Origin of the sequence: Prosthecobacter sp. (genome assembly GCF_044227185.1) — a bacterium.
Lineage (GTDB): Bacteria > Verrucomicrobiota > Verrucomicrobiia > Verrucomicrobiales > Verrucomicrobiaceae > Prosthecobacter.
In genome coordinates this window covers 26,809-49,223 of the sequence record NZ_JBGAFO010000008.1, presented here as the reverse complement: position 1 = coordinate 49,223, position 22,415 = coordinate 26,809, and the positions used below count along the sequence as shown (strand labels likewise).

The 22,415-nt window shown below is 62.3% G+C and carries 25 protein-coding genes; 10 read left to right on the top strand and 15 right to left on the bottom strand.

What is annotated here, in order from left to right; genetic code table 11:
- Window positions 1-91 precede the first annotated feature (91 nt).
- The 11 genes from ACILSQ_RS18890 to ACILSQ_RS18840 all read right to left on the bottom strand — a co-directional run bounded on the left by ACILSQ_RS18890 (window position 92) and on the right by ACILSQ_RS18840 (window position 8,691).
- A complete protein-coding gene (locus ACILSQ_RS18890; RefSeq protein ID WP_395745209.1) occupies window positions 92-316 on the bottom strand; it encodes a hypothetical protein in 225 nt (74 codons plus the stop codon).
- Window positions 313-564, bottom strand: a complete 252-nt coding sequence (locus tag ACILSQ_RS18885) for a hypothetical protein (protein WP_395745208.1) — start codon at window positions 562-564, stop codon at window positions 313-315. Before ACILSQ_RS18885 ends, ACILSQ_RS18890 begins: the two co-directional genes overlap by 4 nt.
- Window positions 565-615: 51 nt before the next feature.
- Window positions 616-2,025 carry a hypothetical protein gene (locus ACILSQ_RS18880; protein ID WP_395745207.1) on the bottom strand — a complete coding sequence of 470 codons (1,410 nt, stop codon included), beginning with the start codon at window positions 2,023-2,025 and terminating at the stop codon, window positions 616-618.
- A 155-nt stretch (window positions 2,026-2,180) separates the two neighbouring features.
- Entirely contained in the window at window positions 2,181-3,284 is a 1,104-nt protein-coding gene (locus ACILSQ_RS18875; protein ID WP_395745206.1) for a type IV pilus twitching motility protein PilT, read from the bottom strand.
- 38 nt (window positions 3,285-3,322) lie between these two features.
- Window positions 3,323-4,429 carry a type IV pilus twitching motility protein PilT gene (locus ACILSQ_RS18870; RefSeq protein ID WP_395745205.1) on the bottom strand — a complete coding sequence of 369 codons (1,107 nt, stop codon included), beginning with the start codon at window positions 4,427-4,429 and terminating at the stop codon, window positions 3,323-3,325.
- A gap of 15 nt (window positions 4,430-4,444) precedes the next feature.
- On the bottom strand, window positions 4,445-4,849 hold the full coding sequence (locus tag ACILSQ_RS18865; RefSeq protein ID WP_395745204.1) for a hypothetical protein: 405 nt from the start codon (window positions 4,847-4,849) through the stop codon (window positions 4,445-4,447).
- Window positions 4,822-5,223: a phage holin family protein gene (locus tag ACILSQ_RS18860; protein WP_395745203.1), complete on the bottom strand. Its 402-nt coding sequence runs from the start codon at window positions 5,221-5,223 to the stop codon at window positions 4,822-4,824. Before ACILSQ_RS18860 ends, ACILSQ_RS18865 begins: the two co-directional genes overlap by 28 nt.
- Before the next feature lie 22 nt (window positions 5,224-5,245).
- Window positions 5,246-5,611, bottom strand: a complete 366-nt coding sequence (locus ACILSQ_RS18855) for a YqjD family protein (RefSeq protein ID WP_395745202.1) — start codon at window positions 5,609-5,611, stop codon at window positions 5,246-5,248.
- A 115-nt stretch (window positions 5,612-5,726) separates the two neighbouring features.
- The gene (locus ACILSQ_RS18850; protein ID WP_395745201.1) at window positions 5,727-6,380 is read right to left on the bottom strand and encodes a hypothetical protein; all 654 of its coding nucleotides are present in this window, start codon (window positions 6,378-6,380) and stop codon (window positions 5,727-5,729) included.
- 100 nt (window positions 6,381-6,480) lie between these two features.
- Complete coding sequence (locus ACILSQ_RS18845; RefSeq protein WP_395745200.1) at window positions 6,481-6,933, bottom strand: hypothetical protein; 453 nt, start codon at window positions 6,931-6,933, stop codon at window positions 6,481-6,483.
- A 45-nt stretch (window positions 6,934-6,978) separates the two neighbouring features.
- A complete protein-coding gene (locus ACILSQ_RS18840; protein ID WP_395745199.1) occupies window positions 6,979-8,691 on the bottom strand; it encodes an arylsulfatase in 1,713 nt (570 codons plus the stop codon).
- 111 nt (window positions 8,692-8,802) lie between these two features.
- Here ACILSQ_RS18840 and hrpB point away from each other — a divergent pair, with 111 nt between their 5' ends.
- Window positions 8,803-11,340, top strand: coding sequence for an ATP-dependent helicase HrpB (hrpB, locus tag ACILSQ_RS18835; RefSeq protein WP_395745198.1), 2,538 nt, complete (start codon window positions 8,803-8,805; stop codon window positions 11,338-11,340).
- A gap of 1 nt (window position 11,341) precedes the next feature.
- Here the strand turns inward: hrpB and ACILSQ_RS18830 are convergent, their stop codons facing one another.
- Window positions 11,342-12,352, bottom strand: a complete 1,011-nt coding sequence (locus ACILSQ_RS18830) for an NAD(P)-dependent alcohol dehydrogenase (protein WP_395745197.1) — start codon at window positions 12,350-12,352, stop codon at window positions 11,342-11,344.
- A 758-nt stretch (window positions 12,353-13,110) separates the two neighbouring features.
- The gene (locus ACILSQ_RS18825; RefSeq protein ID WP_395745196.1) at window positions 13,111-13,710 is read right to left on the bottom strand and encodes a TIGR00730 family Rossman fold protein; all 600 of its coding nucleotides are present in this window, start codon (window positions 13,708-13,710) and stop codon (window positions 13,111-13,113) included.
- Between the two features lie 78 nt (window positions 13,711-13,788).
- Between ACILSQ_RS18825 and ACILSQ_RS18820 the strand changes: the two genes are divergently transcribed.
- Window positions 13,789-14,718, top strand: a complete 930-nt coding sequence (locus ACILSQ_RS18820) for an amidohydrolase family protein (protein WP_395745195.1) — start codon at window positions 13,789-13,791, stop codon at window positions 14,716-14,718.
- On the opposite strand, the gene ACILSQ_RS18815 is transcribed toward ACILSQ_RS18820, so the two are convergent.
- Window positions 14,711-15,340 carry a DUF1080 domain-containing protein gene (locus ACILSQ_RS18815; RefSeq protein ID WP_395745194.1) on the bottom strand — a complete coding sequence of 210 codons (630 nt, stop codon included), beginning with the start codon at window positions 15,338-15,340 and terminating at the stop codon, window positions 14,711-14,713. The two genes, ACILSQ_RS18820 and ACILSQ_RS18815, sit on opposite strands and share 8 nt — an antisense overlap.
- A 160-nt stretch (window positions 15,341-15,500) precedes the next feature.
- On the opposite strand from ACILSQ_RS18815, the gene ACILSQ_RS18810 reads away from it, so the two are divergent.
- The 3 genes from ACILSQ_RS18810 to ACILSQ_RS18800 all read left to right on the top strand — a co-directional run bounded on the left by ACILSQ_RS18810 (window position 15,501) and on the right by ACILSQ_RS18800 (window position 18,107).
- The gene (locus ACILSQ_RS18810) at window positions 15,501-16,586 is read left to right on the top strand and encodes an L-dopachrome tautomerase-related protein (protein WP_395745193.1); all 1,086 of its coding nucleotides are present in this window, start codon (window positions 15,501-15,503) and stop codon (window positions 16,584-16,586) included.
- A gap of 39 nt (window positions 16,587-16,625) precedes the next feature.
- Window positions 16,626-17,516, top strand: a complete 891-nt coding sequence (locus ACILSQ_RS18805) for an MBL fold metallo-hydrolase (protein WP_395745192.1) — start codon at window positions 16,626-16,628, stop codon at window positions 17,514-17,516.
- Between the two features lie 144 nt (window positions 17,517-17,660).
- Window positions 17,661-18,107, top strand: a complete 447-nt coding sequence (locus tag ACILSQ_RS18800) for a GreA/GreB family elongation factor (protein ID WP_395745191.1) — start codon at window positions 17,661-17,663, stop codon at window positions 18,105-18,107.
- 88 nt (window positions 18,108-18,195) lie between these two features.
- On the opposite strand, the gene ACILSQ_RS18795 is transcribed toward ACILSQ_RS18800, so the two are convergent.
- The gene (locus ACILSQ_RS18795) at window positions 18,196-18,759 is read right to left on the bottom strand and encodes a response regulator (protein ID WP_395745190.1); all 564 of its coding nucleotides are present in this window, start codon (window positions 18,757-18,759) and stop codon (window positions 18,196-18,198) included.
- Between the two features lie 172 nt (window positions 18,760-18,931).
- On the opposite strand from ACILSQ_RS18795, the gene ACILSQ_RS18790 reads away from it, so the two are divergent.
- The 5 genes from ACILSQ_RS18790 (at window position 18,932) to ACILSQ_RS18770 (ending at window position 22,408) form a co-directional block, all read left to right on the top strand.
- The gene (locus ACILSQ_RS18790) at window positions 18,932-19,201 is read left to right on the top strand and encodes a hypothetical protein (protein WP_395745189.1); all 270 of its coding nucleotides are present in this window, start codon (window positions 18,932-18,934) and stop codon (window positions 19,199-19,201) included.
- A 12-nt stretch (window positions 19,202-19,213) separates the two neighbouring features.
- Window positions 19,214-20,641 carry an adenylosuccinate lyase gene (gene purB, locus ACILSQ_RS18785; RefSeq protein WP_395745188.1) on the top strand — a complete coding sequence of 476 codons (1,428 nt, stop codon included), beginning with the start codon at window positions 19,214-19,216 and terminating at the stop codon, window positions 20,639-20,641.
- Between the two features lie 40 nt (window positions 20,642-20,681).
- The gene (locus ACILSQ_RS18780; RefSeq protein WP_395745187.1) at window positions 20,682-21,269 is read left to right on the top strand and encodes an SMI1/KNR4 family protein; all 588 of its coding nucleotides are present in this window, start codon (window positions 20,682-20,684) and stop codon (window positions 21,267-21,269) included.
- 270 nt (window positions 21,270-21,539) lie between these two features.
- Window positions 21,540-21,944 (top strand): hypothetical protein, encoded by a 405-nt coding sequence (locus ACILSQ_RS18775; RefSeq protein ID WP_395745186.1) that lies wholly within the window; start codon window positions 21,540-21,542, stop codon window positions 21,942-21,944.
- 89 nt (window positions 21,945-22,033) lie between these two features.
- Window positions 22,034-22,408: a hypothetical protein gene (locus ACILSQ_RS18770; protein ID WP_395745185.1), complete on the top strand. Its 375-nt coding sequence runs from the start codon at window positions 22,034-22,036 to the stop codon at window positions 22,406-22,408.
- Window positions 22,409-22,415: the final 7 nt, after the last annotated feature.

Below are 22,415 nucleotides of genomic sequence, written 5' to 3'. Positions count from 1 at the left end.
GCGGCCATTTGGAGGGAGTCTTCGAAATCGGTGATCCCATGCGCCCTCCACATGGTCGCGTTGCGACGGCCCACTGTGGGCACCTCGACCATCACAAAAGAGTGTCTATCATCGTTGCCGTGTCTTGAGCAGTGTGCTGGCGTCTACGGTAATAGGCCAGGATGGGCAGCGTATGCCATGCCACGAGCCCTTGATGCACGCCGTTGTCACAAAGCTGGATCAGCTGCTCGCTTGCGATTTTTCCTGCACGTGGCAGTCCGGATGACTCCAAGATCAAACTGTCCAGCAGGATGTTGGCATCCAGCATCACTCTCATGAGCCACGCAGATGCTTGTCATTGATGTGGGTGAGCCAGGCGTCGTTCGGATCTTCGACACGGCGTGCCGAGCCGCTCCACTTTTGTACAAATCCCGTGGGCTTTTTTGAGGGCGGCTCCCCACCGGCGAGCGTTGAAGCGGTCACTTCAAAAGAAATGGCATCGCCCTCGACATGAAATCTGACCCAGTGATCTCCACTGGCCAGTCCCAGCGTGCCCAACGGCGTGGATTTTGTCAGCACGTTCATGGTGTAAGATTAACCCTCCGATTTGGATCGTCAAGGTGAGGGGGCGGCGCCTTAATCCCCCCGCCACCATGAGAGCCAGGAAGGGCGGGACTTGGGTTCTTTCGCAGCCGGAAGCGGTTCGGAAGGTGCGGTGTCGCCGGTGGTTTTTTCCTCTGACGCTGCGTCACTGCCTTCCACCCCTGCGAAGGGGGCGGGCTTGGACTTCGCCACCACGCTGTTTTGCGTGGGTGCGCGCGGGCGCAGGATGATCTCCGCCTCCACCATGGGGCTGGTGGTGGTGTGAGTCTGAGATGGAAAGACCGGGAACGCGGGCGCGGCCGCAAACACCTCCGGCCCAGGCTGCCAGGGGCTGGGCGGCGCGGCGGCGAGCGGTGGATCAAAGGAGGCCTCTCCAGGCGCCGCGAACTCCACCTCGATTTCGGGGGCCGCTTCCGCGGCCGGGGGCTCCATCGCAGGAGGCGGCTCGTTCACCCGTTCCACCTGCAGCTCTGGAATGGACAGCACTGCCGGGGGCTCAGCCGCAGGCAGCGGGGCCTCAGGGGCGGGAGCAGACACGCTAATTTCATCCGGAAAGGCCGCCCCCTGAAACATCTGGGTGGAAAAGACCGGGCGCGGCGGTTCTACCTCTTCCTGCCGCTTGGGAGCGCTGAAAAACAGGCTCGAGGGTGGTGCAGCCTCCGGCTCTCCAGCGGCAGATTCCGGTCGGGCTGGCGGGCTGAAAAACAGGCTTCCGGCGGGAGGCACGTAAGGCGCGGGCTCGTTCAGGCTGGGCAGGGGATCCACCCCCAGCGTCCACGCAGAACTCATGGCAGGGGGGAAGGGAGAAGGCTGAAAAGCCGGAGAGGGCGGAGGGGGAGGGGATGGCTCCAGCTCTGCTGAGGGCGCTGTCAGCACCGCAGGTGCCGTCTCTTCCACCACGGCTTCGGGCATGGGGGCCGCGACGGGAGCAGGCTCAGGCGCTGCCTCCTCCATCACGGCTGCGGGCGCAGGCGTTGCGTTCTCCATCCACACGGCAGTCGCAGGCGCAGGCGCAGCCATCGGCACCGGCTCGGTGAGTCTGGCAAAGGAATCGTGATCCGAAGGCCCGCTGGCAGTTTCCTCGGCCTCGTCCAGCAGGAAGGCTTCCGGGCGGTAGTCATCCTCCGGTGCGGAAGGCGTAAGGTCTGCGGCGGACAGTTCGAGCATGGGCGCCTGCTCCTCGCGGCGGATCTGCTGGGAAAGCCACTGCTCCACCAGATTCTGCGCCGGAATGTCCAGTTCTGGCGCGGGAGGTGGAGGCAGGCTCTCCGGCACCGCCGGTGCTGAAGCTGAAGCTGGAGTCGGCACCGGAGCGGGAGCCTCCACCACCCGTTTCTGCCGCAGCAGTGCGATGGCTGCCGCGCTTGCAGCCAGGAGAAAAGGCGTCTTGCCCATTCGCGTGGCCAGCACCCCGCCGATCGTGGTCGCAGCGAGGAGTGCCAACGGGCCAGGCTGATGACTGGTGCGTTGCGGCTGGTCTGACGGAGGGTCTGCTGAAGCCGTGCTCATCCTGAAATCACAAAGGAAACTAGTTCACCGCACATCGTGCGGCAAGATGCATCTGGCCTTGACGGAAACCTCCACGCGCGGCGCTCCGCCTACTTGTTGGCATCGCCGCCGCTGGCCACCGCCAGTCCCGCGTCTTCGGGCGGCAGGAAGGCTTTGAAGCGGTTCTTGTCGATCGCCTTCATGTAAGCCTCCATCGGCGTCACGTAGCCGTCGCGGAGCTTCTGCCAGATGGCTTCATCCATGAACTGCATGCCCTGCGCCTTGCCGCCGATGATGACGTCATAGAGCTTCTGGGTGGCGCCTTCACGAATGATGGCGCCCACGGCCGGGTTGGACACCATGATCTCGTTCACGGCGGCACGGCCCTTGCCGTCAGACTTCTTCATCAGAAGCTGGGCCACCACGCCCTTGAGCGAGGCCGCGAGCATCGTGCGCACCTGGCTCTGCTGATCGGAGGGGAACACGTCAATGATACGGTCAACGGTCTTGCGCGCGTTGTTCGTGTGCAGCGTGCCAAAGACGAGCAGCCCCGTCTCCGCCGCCGTCAGCGCCAGAGAGATGGTTTCAAGGTCGCGCATTTCGCCCACCAGCACGATGTCCGCATCTTCACGCAGCGCGGCGCGCAGGCCGTCCGCGAATGACGGCGTCTGGATGGGCACCTCACGCTGGGTGATGATGCTCTTCTTGTTCCGGTGCACAAATTCGATCGGTTCCTCGATCGTGATGATGTGGCGCCGGAAGTTGGTGTTGATGTAGTCCAGCAGCGCCGCCAGCGTGGTGGACTTGCCGGAGCCCGTGGGGCCCGTCACCAGCACCAGACCGCTGCGCATGTGGCCGAACTCCTTCACCACCTGCGGAATGCCGAGCTGCTCCAGCGAGGCGATCTTGGTGGGGATGATACGAAACACCGCGCCGTAGCCGTGCTGCTGGCGCAGGTAGTTGCAGCGGAAGCGGTTGTTCTCGTCCATCTCATAGGCGAAGTCGAGGTCGCCCTTTTCCTTGTAGCGGTCCCAGGCGCGCGGCTCGCAGATCTCGCGCATCATGGTTTCCATCAGCCGCTCGTCCAGGATCTGGTCCGAGATGGGTTTGATGCTGCCGTGCACGCGCACTTTGGGCGGCTGCTTCTGGCTGAGATGGAGGTCGGAGCCGCCCAGTTCGATGAGCTTCTGGAAATATTGGTCAATGATTGGCATGGAGCGTTCGCAGTGGTCGGTTGGCGTGGGGCGGAGCCTTAGGATTCAAAGAATTTCTTCATGATCACTTTGTCCTCGGCGCGGAACTCGCATTCCTCACGGCTGATCTGGCCAGCCGAGTAAAGATTGCGCAGTGAATCATCCATTGTGATCATCCCGACTCCTTTGCCGGTCTGCATGACGCCCGCGAGCATGTAGGTCTTGCCTTCACGAATGCAGTTGCCCACGGCGGGCGTGTTGACGAGGACCTCCAGGGCCATGGCGCGGCCGTTGCCATCGATCCGGGGAACGAGCTGCTGGGAAAGAATGCCGCGCAGAGATTCAGACACCATGATGCGGATCTGATCGCGCTGGTCGATGGGGAACACGTCGAGCACACGGTCCAGGGTGCGCGCGGCACTGCCGGTGTGCAGGGTGCCGAGCACCAAGTGACCCGTTTCCGCAGCGGTGATGGCCAGGGAGATCGTCTCCAGGTCGCGCATTTCACCCACCATGATCACGTCCGGGTCTTCACGGAGGGCGCCGCGGAGGGCGGCGGCGAAGGAGGCGGTGTGGGTGTGCACCTCGCGCTGGTTCACGTGGCAGCCCTTGGGCTCGATGATGTATTCGATGGGATCCTCCAGCGTGATGATGTGGTCCTCGCGCTCTTCATTGATGGAGTCCACCAGGGCGGCGAGCGTGGTGGACTTGCCGCAGCCCACCGGGCCGGTGACGAGGATCAGGCCGTTGTGGAAACGGGTGAGCGTTTTGGCCGTGGCGGGCAGGCCGAGGTCGTCCACAGACTTGATCTGCGTTTTGATCACGCGGAAAACCATGTCGATGCCCAGGCGCTGCTGCACCACGGAGGCACGGAAGCGGCCGAAATTCGGCGAGTAGGCAAAGTCCACGTCGCCGCGGGATTCGAGCTGCTTGGTCTGCGCTTCTCCGAGGAAACCATAGGCCAGGCGGCGGGCATCCTCCGGCGTCAGCAGGGCGGCATTGTCCCAGATGGGCTGCAGGTTGCCGTAGCGCCGCCAGACAGGTTGTGCGCCAGTGGCCAGATGCAGGTCGGATGCATCATACTCCATGCAAAAGCGCAGGTAGTCATCCACGGAACCTAAAACGGGGAGAAGATCTTGTGGGGGTGGTGGGTTGGAATCGGACATGAAAGAAGAAAGACGCTAGACCGCTTCGGAATCCGGAGCGTTCGGAGAAATTTTCTGGTGCAGATAAGTTTGGAGCCACTGGCTGCCGTAGCTCATCAGAGACTTACGTGCCAGGGCGATCAATGGACTGAGCAGGAGGGCCGCCAGACCGCGCCTGCCCCCGCCGCCTTCGCCCTCATGCCGGGCATAGGGGTGAGGGTGTGCGGAGGACCAGACGATTTTCACCACCGCCAGACCGGCGATGGCCGCGGCGCTGATCCAGGCCGCCCGGTGCTTGTGAATGCTGCGGGTGATGATGGCCTTCGGGCTCCATTCCTCCGCCGCATGCGCGGCATGAAATGCGAGGGACGCACGCGCCTCTTCGAGATCATGCAAAGCCTGCTGCTTTGGGGTCAGGGATTCTTGTGTCGGGTGAGACATTCGCGATCGCGGCGGAATTGATGAAAGGTTTCTTCGAAAAGGTGCAGTCCACGCAGCCTGGATTTCAGTCCGAGGAAGATCAGCAGGCCGATGAAAAGATGGATGCCCGCTCCAGCCAGCGCCACTTTGGACCAGTGCCAGCCCCAGGCTTCGGCAACGAGCCACACCAAGGCAGGGGCGGCCAGCATCCAGCCGATCACCAGGGCGCCAAAAGCCAGGATGAACATCCCGGACAGATTGATGAGGCGGCTGCCCGCCTCCTGGCCTTCAATGTGCAGGAGACGCCCTCGCGCCTCCACGTACAGCGCGATGGCACGCAGCATTCCTGCTGCGCTGGCGCGTTCCTCGGGGGCGGGCGGCGTGCCTGGATTCATGAAATGAGGGCGCTAGGAAGGATTAGCGACGCAGAATGGCCCCGACCACAAACCCAATGCCAAACGCGGTCAGCAGTGCCTGCAGCGGCTTCTCACGGGCAAATTTCTCCGCCTCGGCGCGCAGGTCGTCGTAGCGCACCCGTACCTCGGTGAAGGTCTGATCGGCTAACTCGCCAGCCTTTTCCTTCAGGTCGGACGCTTTTTGCTCGGCGCTCTGGCGGAACTGCTGCGCACGGGCTTCGGCGGCAGAGCGGAACTCGGACGCCTTCTGCGCCGCTGCAGCACGCAGTTCCTCCGCGGCTTTCAGGGCGCTGGCTTTCGCGGCTTGGAAGGGATCATGGGAGGGACTGCCGCCGAAGGCGGACTCTGCGGTGGGGTTGTCAGTCATGAGGCGAAAAGGAGGTGGGGGGTGGCAGGCAGGCAGAGCGCCTGTTTTACATGTCTAAATAAAGACGTTCTCTCACCGTTGGCGAGAGGAAAAAACATTCAGTCTCTTTCTTCCTTCAGGCGCTGCGGGCCGCGTGGCGCGCGGCGCTTTTTCGCATCGGAGTCATGGAACCCCTGCGGCGGGCCAGCAGCAGGGCGCGCTGCAGACCTGCATTTTGCTGCTTCACATTGGTGAGTTCCGCCCTGGCGGCGTTCAGTTCTGACTCCAGAGATTGAATCCGCAGCGTCTCCATGGCAGGCAGCGCGGGCAGGGAGGAGGGGGGCGGTGGCGGCGGCTTCGGTGCCACGGCGGACACCGCGGCCGGGACGGCAGGCGCCGCCGGCCTGGGCTTCGCGGCCAGAGCGGCCTCGAGCTCGGAAATCCTGGCCAGCGCGACCGCCAGGGTCTGCTGATGTACCGCATCCAGCTCCTTCAGCGCATTCGCACCGCCCTGATCCGCCTGTTGCAGCCGGTGGGAGAGGTCGCTGCGCAGGGCGTCAAACTGCCGCTGAATCCGAGCTCTCCAGGACATGGCATCATGATGGACGGAGATGACCTCCATCTGCTGTAGCGCGGCCTGCTTTTCCATTTTCGCGTTTTCAGTCCGCATGCGCTTGTTGGAGCGCGAGAGCCGGACCATGCGGACCAGAGACAGCAGAAACAATCCTGTGACAATGCTGAGGGCGATTATCAAAAAAGTCAGGGTGTCCTGAAGCAATTCTCGGTTCATGCCTTTTGTATGCAGCAAATGTCGTTCCAAATCAATCAGGCTCGCGGTCCTTCGCATTGGCGGAATTTCAATGCCGCGAAGAGTTCCATGCAGGCGTGAGTCAGGAGATGTTGAGCGCAGGGACAGGCAGCACCGCCTTTTCCTCCGGCTCCGCGGCCTTTGGCATCACGGCGGTAGGCGGCGCCACTGGCGCGGGCGCGGGCACTGCGGGAGTTGCGGACACCTCGGCAGGTTTCACCGCCGTCTCGCACCGCTGCTGCACTTCCTGGTACCGCTGCTCGGACTCCGTCAGCCGTTTGGAAAACTCCGCGCGAAAGGCGTCAAACATGCGCTGCATCTCCCCGCGCCACGCATTCGAGTCCGAGCGCACCGAGAGGATTTCCTGGTGCTGGTTCAGCACCTGCTGCTCCATTTTGGAAGTGCTTTCCCGCAGGCGTGAATTGGTGCGCAGCAGAAAAACAATCCGCACCATCGAGATCAGCAGCAGGCCGCCGACGATGGTTAAACTCAGTTCCAGAGTAGGCACATCGAGAGCGATTTTAGAAAGATCCATGCGGGCGACGGGAGCACTTTTCGTTCCAAAATCAATGGACCTCGCTCACTTTTTGCCCCGCTTTCCCTTCGTGCCTTTTCCCAGATCAGGCTTTCTCCACGCGCCCAGCGGCAGCACATTTGCCCGCGCGGCCCACGTTTCCCACGCCTCCGCCATCTCCTTCACGCGCCCAGGCTCCGTGGCGGCGAGGTCGTGCAGCTCGGCCCGGTCCTGGTCGATGTTGTAGAGCTCCCAAGGTTTGTTTTCCTTCGCCACGAGCTTCCAGGGGCCGTCGCGGTGCGCGCGGTTGCCTTCGTGTTCCCAGAAGATCGAGCGCCCCGCCAGCTTCCCACCCCTCAGAGCGGGCATGAGGCTCAGCCCCTCCATCGGCTGGATCGTCTCTCCGTGGAACTCCGCTGGATACTTTGCCCCAGCCACGTCCGCACAAGTCGCCATCAGATCAATCAGGTGGCCCGTCTGCGCTTCGATCTTTCCTTTCTGCGCCGCTGGAATGCCAGACGGCCAGTGGGCGATCAGCGGTGTGGAGATGCCGCCCTCATGCACAAAGTGCTTGTACTCACGGTGCGGAGTGTTGGAGACGTTCGCCCACGCTTCGCCGTAGGCGATGTAGTCGTTCGGCCCGCCGGGCGTCACGCCCTGCCCCTGCTGCACCGCTTTGCCATCCCGGGTCTGTTTGGGGATCACCTCCACGCGGATCGCATCCTGCGCGATGACGGGGTAGGTCTGTGCGTTGGAGGCCGGCGGCTGCGCCTGCCTCCCGATGCCCTCCTGGCAGCCGCCGTTGTCCTGCAGGAAAAGAATGAGCGTGTTTTCCCTCAGGCCGTTTTTTTCCAGCGCACCCACCACCCGGCCGATGCCCTGGTCCATGCGGTCGATCATGGCGGCAAAAACCTCCATGCAGCGCGCCTCCCACGCTTTGTCCGCCACCTGCGTCCAGTCGCCCTTGGTGGGGGAAAGCTCCGCATCCTTCGCGATCAGTCCCATCTGCCGCATGCGCAGCAGCCGCGCCTGGCGCACGGACTCGTAGCCCGCGTCGTATTTGCCCTTGTACTTCGCCACGTCCTCCGGCAGCGCGTGCATGGGCCAGTGCGCCGCGGTGTAGGCCACGTACATGAAAAACGGCTGCTGCTTCTGCGCGCGCGCATGCTCGTCGATGAAGCGCACCGCATGGTCGCTGATCGCATCCGTGTAATAGTACTGCTTTGGCTGGTACTCGGGATCGGCGAAGGGAGAGATCATTTCATCGTCCCGCGTCAGCGTGCCGGGATCATAAAAACTGCCGGCGCCGGTGATGGTGCCGTAAAAGCGGTCAAAGCCGCGGTGCAGCGGCCAGTTGTGTTTCGGCCCCTGCGGCACCGCATGCTTCGTCACATGCCACTTCCCCACCGCATAGGTGCGGTAGCCCGCCGGTTTCAGTACTTCCGCGATGGTCACGCTGCGCTTGCTCAAATCGCCGCGGTAGCCGTCATGCCCCCGATCCTCCATCATGTGCCCGATGCCCGCCTGATGCGGGTACAGCCCCGTCAGCAGCGAGGCCCGCGTGGGGCAGCAGCGCCCAGTGTTGTAAAACTGGCTCAGCCGCACACCGCCCTCCGCCAGCTTGTTCAGGTTCGGCGTCTGAATCTCCCCGCCGTAGCAGCCCAGGTCCGAGAATCCCATGTCATCCGACATGATAAGGATGATGTTTGGCTGGGCGGAGAACAGGGAGGACGCGGACAGAATGAAGGCGGTGAGCAGGATGAAAAAGCGGCTGGGCATGGCTGGATGAACGAAGAGCGGGCGCGGTTCTCACGCAGAACCGCATGCAGAATCAACCAACACCTATCGAAAAACGTCAGGAGGTGGTCTATAGCATGCGCCCCACCTTTCATGCCTGCCCCCACCGAGCTTCCCATCTGGAAAATCCATGCTGACATTCTGCGCACGCTGCATGGCGGCAACCGGCTGGTGCTGGTGGCGCCGACGGGCTCCGGCAAGACGACGCAGGTGCCGCAGATGCTGCTGGATGCGGGCGTGGCGGCGGAGAAGATGATCGTGGTGCTGCAGCTGCGCCGCGTGGCGGCACGCAGCGTGGCCGCGCGTGTGGCTTCGGAGCGCGGGGTCAAACTGGGCGCGGAGGTGGGGTATCAAATCCGCTTTGATGACAACACCAGCACTGGCACGCGCATCTGCTTTGTCACGGAGGGCATCCTGCTGCGCTGGCTGCAGGATGATCGCAGGCTGGAGAAGGTGGGAGCGGTGGTGTTTGATGAATTTCATGAGCGCAATCTGCTCAGCGATGTGGCGCTGGCGCTGGTGAAGCATCTGCAGCAGAGCGAGCGGCCCGATTTGAAGATGCTGGTGATGTCTGCCACGCTGGATGCGGAGCCAGTGGCGGAGTATCTAAACTCATGCCCCATCCTCGTTTCCGAAGGGCAGAGCTTTCCGGTGGCGGCGGGGTATCTTTCCATCCCTGATCAGCGACCGCTGACCACGCAGGCGGCGGAGGCGGTGGAGCGCATCCTGGATGACGGAGCGCCCGGAGACATTCTCGTTTTCATGCCAGGGCGTGGCGAGATCAGCGGCACGCTGGATGCCCTGAGGGGGCTGCGAACGCAGGAGCGTGTGGCCTGCATCCCGCTGCATGGGGAGCTGGAGCCGCAGGAGCAGGACCGCGCCTTTGCCCCGAATGCGCTGCGCAAAGTCATCGTGGCCACGAACGTGGCGGAGACGAGCATCACGATCGACGGCATCCGCCATGTGGTGGACAGCGGCGTGGCGCGGGTGGCGCGGTATGATGCGGAGCGCGGCATCGGCACGCTGCTGCTGGAGCCGGTCAGCCGTGCCAGTGCGGACCAGCGCAAAGGCCGCGCCGGGCGCACCGCGCCGGGGACCTGTCACCGGTTGTGGACCCTCATCAGCCACCAGAGCCGGGAGGAGCGCAACACGCCCGAGATTCAGCGCAGTGACCTGGCGGAGGTGGTGCTGCTGCTGCACTCCCTGGGCATTCAGCAGGCCGCTGCGTTTGACTGGCTGGACAAGCCGGACCCGCAGGCGGTGGAGCGAGCAGAGAAACTGCTCATCATGCTCGGCGCTTTGAACGAAGACGCGGCCGACCTCACGCCGGTGGGCCGCCAGATGCTGCGCCTGCCGATGCATCCGCGTTACTCGCGCATGCTGATCGAGGCCAGCCAGCGCGGTTGTGTGCCGGACGCGGCCCTGTGCGCCGCGCTGGTGAGCGGTCGCGATCTGCTGGTGCGGCTGGACCGTGATGATGCGCAGATGAAAGGCCTGCGGGAGATGTTTGAAGACAGCGCGGACTCCGACTTCATCACACTGATGCGCGCCTATGACTTTGCCAAGGAGAACGGCTTCAGCTTTGAGCGCTGCCGCAGCCACGGCATCAATGCGCAGGTGGCGCGGCAGGTGGAGCAGACCTGCCAGCAGATCCTGCACGCCGCGCAGCAGCAGCGGCTGTATGAGCGCGAGGGCGCAGGCACCGCTGCCAAGGACGAAGCGCTGCTGCGCTGTCTCATGGCGGGCTTTGTGGATCAACTGGCCAGACGGCGCGCGCCCGGAAAACCCGAGTGTGATCTCACTGAGCAGCGGCAGGGGCTGCTGGTGCGGGAGAGCGTGGTGCAGGACGCTGCGTTTTTGGTGGCTGCGAATCTGCGTGATGCCCCCTCGCGTGGGACCCTGCTCAGCCTCGCCACCGCGGTGCAGCCGGCGTGGATTGCAGAGATGTTTCCGCAGCATCTCCACACCACGGTGGAGCATCTCTTTGATGCGCAAAACAAACGCGTGGCCGCGATGAAGGTGGTGCGCTATCGCGATCTGGTGATCGAGCAGAAAGCGCAGCAGCGCGATCTTGATCCCGTCGCCAGCGGGCGCTGCCTGGCGGAAGCCCAGCGTGCCGGGGCCTTTGAACTGCCGCTGCTGGACCACCGGGTGAAACAATTCATGGCCCGGGTGGATCTCGTACATGCCAGTCTGCCAGAGCTGGAATTTCCCCGCTTTGACGAGGAGGCCATCTCGGCCTGCCTGGCGCGTGCGTTCAAAGGTCTTTCCTTGGTGAAGGAGGCGCAGGCTGCTCCACTCACCGCTGCCTTCCACCAGCATCTGGCCCAGGGGCAGGTGGGCTGGCTGGATGAGCTGGTGCCGCTCTCCATCCCATGGCCCGCTGGCGGGAGCGTGAAGCTCTCCTACGTCAACGAAGGCCCCGAAGCCCAGGTGAAGCTGCACGAGTGCTTCGCGCTCAAGGAGCACCCCATCCTGTGCGAAGGCCGCCTGCCGGTGCAGCTCATGCTCTGCACGCCGGATGGCAAACGACTGGCCACCACCAGCGACTGGCCCTCCTTTCTGGCGCGTGAGTGGCCCAAGCACCGGCAGGCCGTGGCGAAGAAGTTTTCGGGAGTCCTGTGGCGGTAGTTCACACCCGGATCACAATCTTCCCAAAATGCCTGCCGCTGGCGATGCGCTGGAAGGCGGCCACGGCGCTGCTGAATTCATACACGGAGTCGATCACAGGCTGCATTTTCGCCCGCTCCATCTCCGCCAGCATCTGGGCAAACATCTCCCTTGAGCCCACATAGATGCCGTCCAGCCGGATGCCCTTGCGCAGGATTTGCACCGTCTGTACTTCTGCACTGGTGCCCGTGAGCACCCCGATGAGGGCCACATGCCCGCCAAAGCGCGTGGCCTTCAGCGAGCGGTTGAGCGTCTCCGCACCGCCGATCTCCACCACCTTGTCCACGCCCCGACCGCCGGTCTCCTTCACTGCCCACTTGTCCCAGTCAGGGTCGCTTTTATAATTGTGCACCGCATCCGCGCCGAGCTGGAGGAGGTGCTTGGCCTTCACATCGCAGCTCGTCGTCGCCAGTACGCGTGCCCCCGCCAGTTTGGCAAACTGCAGGGCAAAGATCGACACCCCGCCAGTGCCGAGAACAAGCACCGTCTCACCGGCTTTCAGCCCGCCACGGCAGTGCAGGGCGTCCCAGGCGGTGACGGCGGCGCAGGGCAGGGTGGCGGCCGCTTCCAGAGACAGATAGGCCGGGACCGGCAGCAGGCTTTCTGCGCGGATCACCGCCAGCTCCCGCAGCAGCCCGTCCACCGCGCCGCCCAGGGCCTGGGAGGCATGCGCCTGGCTGAACTCTCCCTCCAGCCAGCTCGGCATGAAGGGGCATACGACCCGGTCTCCCGGCTTGAATTGGGCCACGCCCGCACCCACCGCCGCCACCTCTCCCGCCCCATCGGAGCAGGGGATGCGCGGCACCGGCCCGGTCACACCTTTGATCCCCATCACGTTCATATAATCCCGGTAGTTCAGGCAGGTGGCGCGGATACTCACCAGCACTTCCCCCGGACCAGGCGTGGGGTCCGGCAGCGTCACCGCATGCAACGAGTCGAGGCCGGTGGTTCCAGTGATTTGATAGGCATTCATGGCGGGCAGGGGCGTTGGACTATGAACAACAAACCCTGAAGAACGAAGTGAAAACGCCGAAAAGGGCTCGTCGTCGAAAAGTTTCTTCGGAGGGAATCCTCCGGTTCAGCACCTTTTTCACCCGTCAAAATCATTTTCACGCACGGTGTGAACAAATCACCGGTGTGGAACAGAGGAGTGAGGATGCGGAAACTCGATCGCGTCAAAAATATCAAAATTGAAAGACTCGAAAAAAGGCTGGCAGCGACAAGAGGAGGGACAAAAGCGCAAACGGAAAGCCAAAAAAAGTCACTGAAGATTCCCCACATTTGGAGGCGGTGGGCGGCGGTTTTCACCTGCTTTCAGCCAGTGCATGAGCGCGAAATCATCGACATCACTGGCATTTGTTCTTTAAAGTGAAATGTTCTTAGTTAACTGAAAACCAGTGATTTGCAGCGTAATAGTGAAGGCCTTTGAGCGTGTCTTTCCTCCTTCATCTCTCCAGAGCGAAGGCTTTTCCCACGTGACAAAAATGTTTCACTTTCAAAGCCTCCTCGAACGTTCCACGATTCAAACACAAGGGTTCCACGCTCGAAATTGGCTTTTGAGACCTGACAGCTTCCATAGGCAATCCTTTAGCCTCGGCCCTTTATCGAATCCAAAGTGAGAATTTGACAGGACGTTGTGAACAACCTGTCAAAAAGTCTTCCCTGCGAAGGGAAGGACTGCGAACAATAGGCTTTTTGCCATGTCCGCTTGAAACGCAGAACGGCGCTGTGTTAGCGCGCCTCGGCGGCCAGTCTCTCAATCCATTTGCCTAGGTCCGGCGGACGGAAGGACTCCATGCGTTCCAGCAGGGCCGCAGGGTCGTTTTCGACCAGTACACAGGCCGCATGCTCGGGCTTGAGAAAGCCGTTTTGGCTCATGTGGGAGATGAAGGCAAGCAAGCCGTCGAAAAAGCCTGCCACATTCAGCAGGCCCACGGGCTTGTCATGAAAGGAGAGCTGCAGCCAGGTCAGCGTCTCAAAAAGCTCGTCCAGCGTGCCAAAACCTCCCGGCAGCGCGATGAAGCCGTCGCTCAGATCCACCATGAGCTGTTTGCGCTCGTGCATGCTGCCGACCACATGGAGCTGGGTCACGCCGCCATGACCCAGCTCTTTCTCCATGAGAGAGCGCGGAATCACCCCGATCACCTCGCCGTTTTCAGACAGCGCTCCGTCCGCCACCGCCCCCATCAGCCCCACATTCCCCCCGCCATACACCACGCCCAGGCCGCACCGTGCCAAAAAGGCGCCCAGATCATGCGCAGCCCTGCGGTGGGCGGGATCGCTGCCAGATGAAGAACCACAATAAACACAGATTCGGCGCAGTCGGGACATGCCGCCATGATGAATGCTTTCCACAGGCGGTGCAAAGGCTTGCGCAAAACGGCGGTCCTTCGTTACGATTAGAAAAACATGACCCACACACGCCGCTCCTTCCTCGCCTCCTCCGCCGCCCTCCTGACCGGTTGCGATCTCCTCTCCACCTCGCGCAAAGGCAACTGGATCGACGCGCATGTGCATGTCTGGACGCCCGACGTGGAAAAATACCCGCTCGCCCGCGGTTACGCTGTGAGCGACATGCAGCCCCCCAGCTTCACGCCGGAGCAGTTGTTTGCCCATTGCCGGCCCGAAGGGGTGCAGCGCGTGGTGCTCATCCAGATGAGCTACTACCAGACGGACAACCGTTACATGCTCGACGTCATGCGCTCTCATCCGGGTGTCTTCAGCGGCGTGGCCATCGTGGATGAAAATGCCCCCGATGTCGCCGCCACCATGCGCAGCCTGGTGAAGCAGGGCGTCCGTGGCTTCCGCATCACCGCGGGCAAGGCGAAGAATCTCTCCGGCTGGCTCGGCTCTCCCGGCATGGGCACCCTTTGGAAGACGGCGGCGGAATTGAAAGTGAGCGTCTGCCCGCTCATCAATCCGGACACGCTCCCGCTGCTGGACAAAATGTGCGAGTGGTACCCGGATACCAGCGTGGTGATCGATCACTTCGCCCGTCTCGGCATGGCTGGCGCTGCGAAGCCCGAGGAGACTCAAAATCTGCTGCGCCTCGCCCGCCACGCCAAAACCCATGTGAAGGCCTCTGCCTTCTATGCGCTCGGCGCCAAAAAAGCTCCTTACCTCGACATGGGCCCCCTCGTCCGCCAGGTGCGCGATGCCTTCGGTCCGCAGCGCGTCATGTGGGCCAGCGACTGCCCCTTCCAGGTGGAGCACGGCCACAACTACCACAACTCCATCGCCCTCATCCGCGACCGCCTCGACTTCCTCTCCGCGGAAGACAAGGCCTGGATGCTGCGCGGTACGGCGGACAAAGTCTTCTTTTCTGCGGCGGCTATTTGAGCTCCTGAATCTTCAGATTCCGGAACCTGTAGGTCTGGCCTTTCTCGCCGTGATGCTGGATGGCGATGACGCCTGTCGCGTCACGGTCGTCTTCCACATCCGTGGTGAGGACGCCGTTCACGAAAATCTTGATGTGCCTGCCGCGACACTCAATGCGGAAGGTGTTCCAGTCATCGCGCTTGAAGGCATTGCCGGCACGGGCGCGGAAGGCCGCCTCGCTTTCCTTATTACCCTTGATGGGGCTGATGAACCAGGTGCGGCCGCCCGCGTCATGCAGCCCGCCGGACCAGTTGCGGTCCATGTCCCCATCCACCTCGGCCTGGTAGCCCAGCACACGCTCCGGCGTCACCTGCGCGCGGAACATGAAACCGCTGTTGGCCTCGCCTGGGGGCAGGAGCACGTCACCTTCGAAAATAAAGTCGTGGAACGTTTTCTCCGTGACCAGGAAGAATCGCTTTTCACCGGTGAGATGCAGCTCGCCGTTCACCACCTCCACCTTGCCCCAGGGGTAGGGGTTCTTCCAGCCGTTGAGCGTTTTGCCGTCAAACAACGGCTGAAGGTCCGCGGCCCAGACAGGCAGGGCGGCGGTGACAAAAGCGGTAAGAAAAAGGCGCGTGATCATGGCGCCTTTGATAGGCGGAGACACCTCCGCCACAAGCATGAAAAACGCTGCGCCTTCACCCCTGGGCTGCATGGGCAACTCCCTGACGTCCATGCCACACGCGCAGTGCGAAAGCTCTCAGAGAACCGGTTGCTCCTGCCACCGCAAGCCTGCCCAAATCATGAAAGCTTTCACCTCACTCCTCATTTCCGCCGCGCTGGCAGCGCCGCTCGCTTCTGCCCAGGAAAAACCGGTGCTGCGGGAGGTGGCCAGCTTTCCCAGCCAGCAGGTCACCGGCGTGGCGGTTTCCAAGAACGGCCGCGTTTTTGTGAACTTCCCCTTCTGGTCAGACGAGCACGTCATCTCCGTGGCAGAGCTCCTTTCGGACGGGACGCTGAAGCCTTATCCCGATGCCATCTGGAATGCGAAGGAAGGCGCGCCGCAGTTCCGCTGGGTCTGTGTGCAAAGCGTGGTCGTGGATGACACGGACGCGCTCTGGGTGCTGGACCCCGCCGCGCCAAAGACGGAGAAGATCGTGCCGCGCGGACCGAAGCTGGTCAAAATCGACCTTCACACCAACAAGCCGGTGCAGACCATCTCTTTCGATGAATCGGTGGCCCCGGGGCATTCCTACCTCAACGATGTCCGCATCGACACCGAATTTGGCTACGCCTACATGACGGAAAGCGGGGAAGGGGCCCTGGTCGTCGCAGACCTCAAGACCGGCAAGGCCAGACGATTGCTGGCAGGCCACCCCTCCACGAAGGCCGAGGCGGATGTGTCCGTCACCGTGGAAGGTCTGAAGGTCATCGATCCAAAGACCGGAAAGGCTCCCGCCATCAAGGCGGACGGCATCGCCCTCGATGAACTGGCCGGCTGGTTGTACTACCATCCTCTGGCAGGTGCGACGCTGTATCGCATCAAAACCTCCTTCCTCCGCGATGCCGGGCTCAGCGAGGAGGAACTGGCCGCGAAGGTTGAAAAACTCGCCACCACACCCAAGCCGGACGGCATGCTGGAAGGCCCGGAGGGCACGGTCTATCTCACCGCCATCGAAGAAAACGGCATCGCCCGCTACAATCCCGGCACCGGCAAAACCACGTTGGTGATGCAGGACCCGCGGCTGAAGTGGCCCGACACTCTCGCCCATGGCCCCGACGGCTGGCTGTATGTCACCACGTCACAGATTCACCGCATGCCCAAATACCACGGCGGCAAAAGCATGCAGGAGGGCCCTTTCCACGTGTTCCGCCTCAAGCTGCCGTGAGCGCAATGCCTGCCATTCACCCCTGATTCCCTCAAGACCATGTCTCATCCCCAAGTCGCTCTGACATCCGAAGCCATTGCTGAGCTCGCTCATCCCGATGACGGCACGCATGAAATCGCTCTCGACCTGGCCTACCGCAGGCTGGCCATGGTGAACGTCGTCTTTTTCGGTGTTCCTCGTGCTGGCGACCGCGGCTGGGTCTTGATCGACACCGGCGTCCCCGGTCTCGGTGGTCTCATCGAGAGCGCCGCCGCGGAGCGCTTTGGCGAAAACGCGCGGCCCGCCGCCATCATCCTGACGCATGGACATTTCGATCATGTGGGAAATCTCAAATCGCTGGCGGAAAAGTGGGAGGTGCCCATCTACGCCCACGCCCTGGAGCATCCGTACCTGACCGGACGCGCGTCCTATCCGCCGCCCGACACCTTGGTGGGTGGCGGCATCATGCCCACCTTTGCGCCCCTGTTTCCCGGCGGCCCCATCGATGTCAGCGAACGGCTGCGTGAGCTGCCCGCCACCGGTGAGCTGCCATGCATGCCGGGCTGGCGCTGGATTCATACCCCGGGCCATGCTCCCGGCCACGTCTCGCTTTGGCGCGAGAGAGACCATAGCCTCATTGTGGGAGACGCCTTCATCACCACCCACATGGAGTCTGCCTATTCCGTGATCACGCAGAAGCCCGAGATGCACGGCCCGCCCACCTGGCTGACGCCCGACTGGGAGGCCGCGCGCGCCTCGGTCGTCACCCTGGCCTCCCTGGAGCCGGAGCTGGTGGTCACGGGCCACGGCCGGGCCATGCAGGGGCCTCAGATGCTCGCGGCGCTGCAGGTTCTCGCATGGGATTTCCAGAAGCTGGCCGTGCCGCCGCAGGGCCGCTACGTGCTGCATCCCGCCCGGGCGGAGGACGGCAGCGCCTACTGTGCCCCGTGAACCTTCGCCGCCTCCATCCAGCCTGATTGCCTCAGCGGAGACTCAGCGGAGAAAAAGAAAGCATCGCAAGCAAGCACCCAAGCTCAGAACCGTATCCTCTCCCAGACCCGATTTACAGGACGAGAACCCGCCCCACTGAGCCCCATGAGCCGCGCGTTTGTCAAAGAGGACATCGATGTGCCGGACCGCCCCGCACGGCGGCGCTCCGCCTCCGGCCTGCCCCCAGGCGCGCTCAATTACCTTACCGCAGCTGGTGCGCAGCGGCTGCAATTGCGCCTGGTGGAGTTGCAGGCCTCCCCCGGCAACGAAGTCGAAGCCGAAGAACTCCAAGACCTGCTGGGCTCGGCCACCATCGTGCAGCCTTCCGAGCAGCCGGACACCGCGGTCTTCGGCGTGCGCGTGACTTTGCGCAGCGAGGCCGGAGAGATGAAAAGCCTCCGCATCGTCGGCGTGGATGAGGTGAATCTGGAACCTGACCAGGTGAGCTGGGTGTCGCCCGCAGGCAAAGCCCTGCTCGGGGCAAGGGTCGGCCAGCGCGTGAGTCTGGAGCCGCCCCGCCAGCCCCGCTGGACCGTGACGGCCCTGGAATAGACTGACGGCGGTGACACGGAAAAAAGCCCCGTCAGGAACACTGACGGGGCTGAAGTCGGGAGAGTGACTGGCTTGGCAGGGGAGGGAATCAAGCGGCCGCTTCGGCACCCTTATGGCCGAGCTGCTTCACGGCGAGATTGAGCTGATCATATTCGATCGGCTTCTTGATCACCGTCACGGGGCCATGCGAAAGAATGCGGCTCAGGATTTCGCTGTCCGGGTAGCCAGTGATCACCACGATGGGCAGATCCGGGTAGAGCGCCTTGAGCTGCGAATACACTTCGTCTCCAGGTACATCTGGAAGCTTCAGGTCCAGGAACACGAAGTCAAACTTCTGCTTCTTCGCCATGGTGATGGCTTCCGCGCCGGTGCCCACCACGAGGCGGCCGAAACCAGCCTTCTTGAGGAACTGCTTGAAGAGCGCCTGCAGGGCAGGGTCGTCATCCACGACCATGACCGTCGGCTGTCCGGCTTCGTCTTCCTTGCGCAGCACATCGCGGTCCAGCAGGCTGCGCTTGATGCGCCAGCGGCCGCCAATCTGAACAGCGGGCAGCTGGCCACGCTGGACGAGGTAATAAACCGTGGGAAGAGGAATGCGGAGGTATTCCGCAGTCTCTTTGACGGTCATGAGTTCAGGGGTGATGTCGGCCATAATTTTGGAGTGTGTCTTGTTGCCAGCAGTCTTTTCAAAAATGGAAATTGCGTCGCGCCGGGAAGTTGTTAACAACGGTCGTTTATAATTTCTATTATTACAAGGTAATTGTCGGCGTTCAGCTAAATGTGTGGTTCAGGATAATTGGTAGATTTGCGAATTATTGCCACAATTGCAAACCGAAAATGCAGGTCTGTTAAAAAACTTCGGAAATCCTGAAGAATTTCATACAATTGCAATCAAGCCAGAACATAAAGAATCAATCGAGCACAATAGAGCCAGTGCATACGTCCCACCAATTCATCATGGCGGCTACGACGGCTCCCTTCTAATACAAGACACCGATTCGTTTTTTTACCGCTTTCTGGAAACCACGGCAAACCGCCGCCAACTATCGCAAACCTTCCGCGCCCGATTTGCCAACTCGCCACCCATGGCCTAGATCAATCCTCCCATGTCCGATTCCATCCCCAATGTCCTCGCCGAACGTTACGCCACAGCCCCCATGCGCGCCCTCTGGTCGCCGGAGGGGAAAGTCCGCCTCGAGCGCGACTACTGGATCGCCGTTCTGAAAGGCCAGCGCGATCTCGGCATTCCGGTGCCGGACGGTGTGATCGAAGCTTATGAGAAGGTGAAGGATCAGATCAACGTCGCCTCCATCATGGAGCGCGAGCGCGTCACCCGGCACGACGTGAAGGCCCGCATTGAGGAATTCTGCGACCTTGCCGGTCATGAGCACATTCATAAAGGCATGACCAGCCGAGACCTCACCGAGAACGTGGAACAATTGCAAGTGTTCCGCGCCCTGCTGGAGATCCGCCGCAAGACCGTGGCCGTGCTGGCCGGCATCTCCCGCCGCGCCGCCGAGACGCGAGACATCCCTCTCACCGCCCGCACCCACAACGTCGCCGCCCAGGCCACCACGCTGGGCAAGCGCCTCGCCATGTTCGGCGAAGAAACGCTGCTCGCGTTCGGCGATCTGCAGAACGTCATCGCCACCTACCCGGCACGCGGCCTGAAAGGGGCCGTGGGCACCCGGCTTGACCAGATCACTCTCTTTAATGGAGACGCCAAAAAAGCCTCCGAGCTGGAGACCCGCATCCTGCACCACCTCGGCATGCCCGCCGCCTTTGGCGCTGTGGGCCAGGTGTATCCCCGCAGCCTCGACATGCAGGTGGTCGCCTCGCTTTGCCAGGTGGCCAGCGGCCCCTCCAGCTTTGCGCGCACCCTGCGCCTCATGGCCGGTCAGGAACTCGCCAGCGAAGGCTTCGCCAAAGGCCAGGTGGGCTCTTCCGCCATGCCGCACAAGATGAACAGCCGCTCCTGCGAGCGCGTGAACGGCCTGCACGTCATCCTCAAAGGCTACCTCGCCATGGCCGCCGGTCTCGCCGGAGATCAGTGGAATGAAGGAGACGTCTCCTGCTCCGTCGTCCGCCGCGTCATGCTGCCGGACGCCTTCCTCGCCCTCGACGGCCTCCTCGAAACCTTCCTCACCATCCTCAACCAGATGGAAGTCTTCGAATCCGTCATCGAGCAGGAGCTCATGCGCTACCTGCCATTCCTCCTCACCACCACCGTGATGATGGAAGCCGTCAAAGCGGGAGCCGGTCGCGAAACGGCCCACGAAGTCATCAAAGAGCACGCCGTGCAGGTCGCCAAAGACATGCGCACCGGCAAAGTCCGCGAAAACGATCTCCTCACCCGCCTCGTGGCTGACGAGCGCCTGACCCTCACCACCGCCGACATGCAGCGCCTCGTCGATGCCGGCAAAAACAACACCGGCGACGCGCCCGAGCAGGTGGATGCCTTCTGCGCGCGGGTGGCCGCGATCGCGAAGGAGTACCCGGAGGGAGCGGGGTATCAGCCAGGGGTGATTCTCTAAAAAGCGGTGACCGTGTTCCGGTCGTGCAGCGTGTGTGCCTATGCCTGACTGGCCGAGCATTTTTGAAGAGCGCTACCCCTCTCCTGGAGCAGGGGCACGTGAGCTTTCGAAGTTCGTGCGCACCTTTGGCGCAGCTCTGTCGAGCAAAGAGTTGCACGAGATCAAGTCGGGGCAGAGCAATCCATTCCCGCCCACGGATCCGCTTTATGCCAGCTATTCGCCGTTTGATCCGCGCGATTGGAAGCTGCCGGCAGGGGCATTGCCAGCCGACTACTTGAATTTCCTCGCGTGGTCAAACGGGGGCGAGTTTCGCACGGGCAGCCGCTGGTTTCAGTTCATGCCGGCGATCGATCCCATGCATGGTGTGCGTGCCATGCTGCTGGCCTACCATATTCCGCAATACATGCCGCTGGCCCTGCCGTTTGCCATGGATGGAGGCGGCGGTATTTATCTCTTCGACATGCGTGACCCGGCTGGTGAACCTCCCATCGTCTGGGCCCACGCCGGGAGCCTCGGCTGGCGGCCGGACGAGCACGTGCAACTCGGAGGCAGCTTTCTCGCCGCATGCACCGACAAAACAGCCCCGGATGAAGACTGGATCCTACGCCTGCAGGGAAACAGTGGTTAGAGGGAGTTACTCGCTCCTTTGCAGGTTGCAGGCATCGGCCTGGCTGCAACCTTGGGGCTGATCAACAATGCAGAAGATACTCTCGAAAATAATTCATGTGGGCGGCCGTCTTCTCGGGGTGGAGGAGCAGCGCTATGAGAGTGAGGCGGGATGAGCCCGGCCCGTTCTTTGAGTCGTGGCGTGGCACGTCGGTTTACTGGTTGCAGTCATTGGCGCGGCTGCCACCTTCGGGCTGTCGCTGAATCACCTGTCAGGAGTTTTCCTCGCTCTATGAGCAACCGACGCAATCTTCTTTTACTGCTTCTGGCGGGTGCCGCGCTGGTTCCTGCGGCAGCTTTCGCGAAAGAGAAGCGATGCCGGCTGACGCTTGTGTTTACAGAACCCTCCTTCAAATGGTCGCGAGTCATCACGTATCGTGACGACTTTCATCTCTTTCTCGACGCGAACCCCTTTTCAACCGTCACAGACGTGATCTACGTGGCCGGGACTGTGTATCCAAAGGAGGGTGCGGACCATGTTTCACTCACCATCGGCACCTCCATGCCCAACAAAGAGAATGGAGGGACGCTGGGGGCTGTGAAGCACGTGGGGCTTCCCAAGGACGGCCGGATTGGCATCACTCCGATTGGCGGACACTTCAAGACCTGCACAGCCAGAATTGAATTTATCCCATGACCTGGAAAACGCCCAGCCATGCGCCGCAGCGAACGGCTCCGCAGTCTCTGAGCTTGGGGGCGTCAGGCCACTGAGCCCATTTCCCTGCCATGAACTTAAAGCTGCTCACCCGCATCGCGTTGTGCATCTTCGCGCTTTCGCTGATTGTGATCTTCTGCCGCGAAAAGCAAGCCACGACGGAGCAATCCGCGACGCAGCAGGACACTCTCTTTCCTGCGTCCATGAAGCCGGGAACCGTTGACCAGGCGGCAGCCATCGCCATCGCGCATCGTGCGGTGGCAGCGAACGACAAGCGGGCGGCGACCGCGATCTACAAGGCACACCCGGAGGGTGGCGGCTGGTGGGTGCTGGTTCGTTGTGAGCGCATTGACAGCACTGGACAGCCGCAGTCTTCCGGTGGAAGCACCCGCTCCATTCACATCGACGACCAAGGAGCCGTCACCTCTTATCTTCGTGGCAAGTAATCCGAAC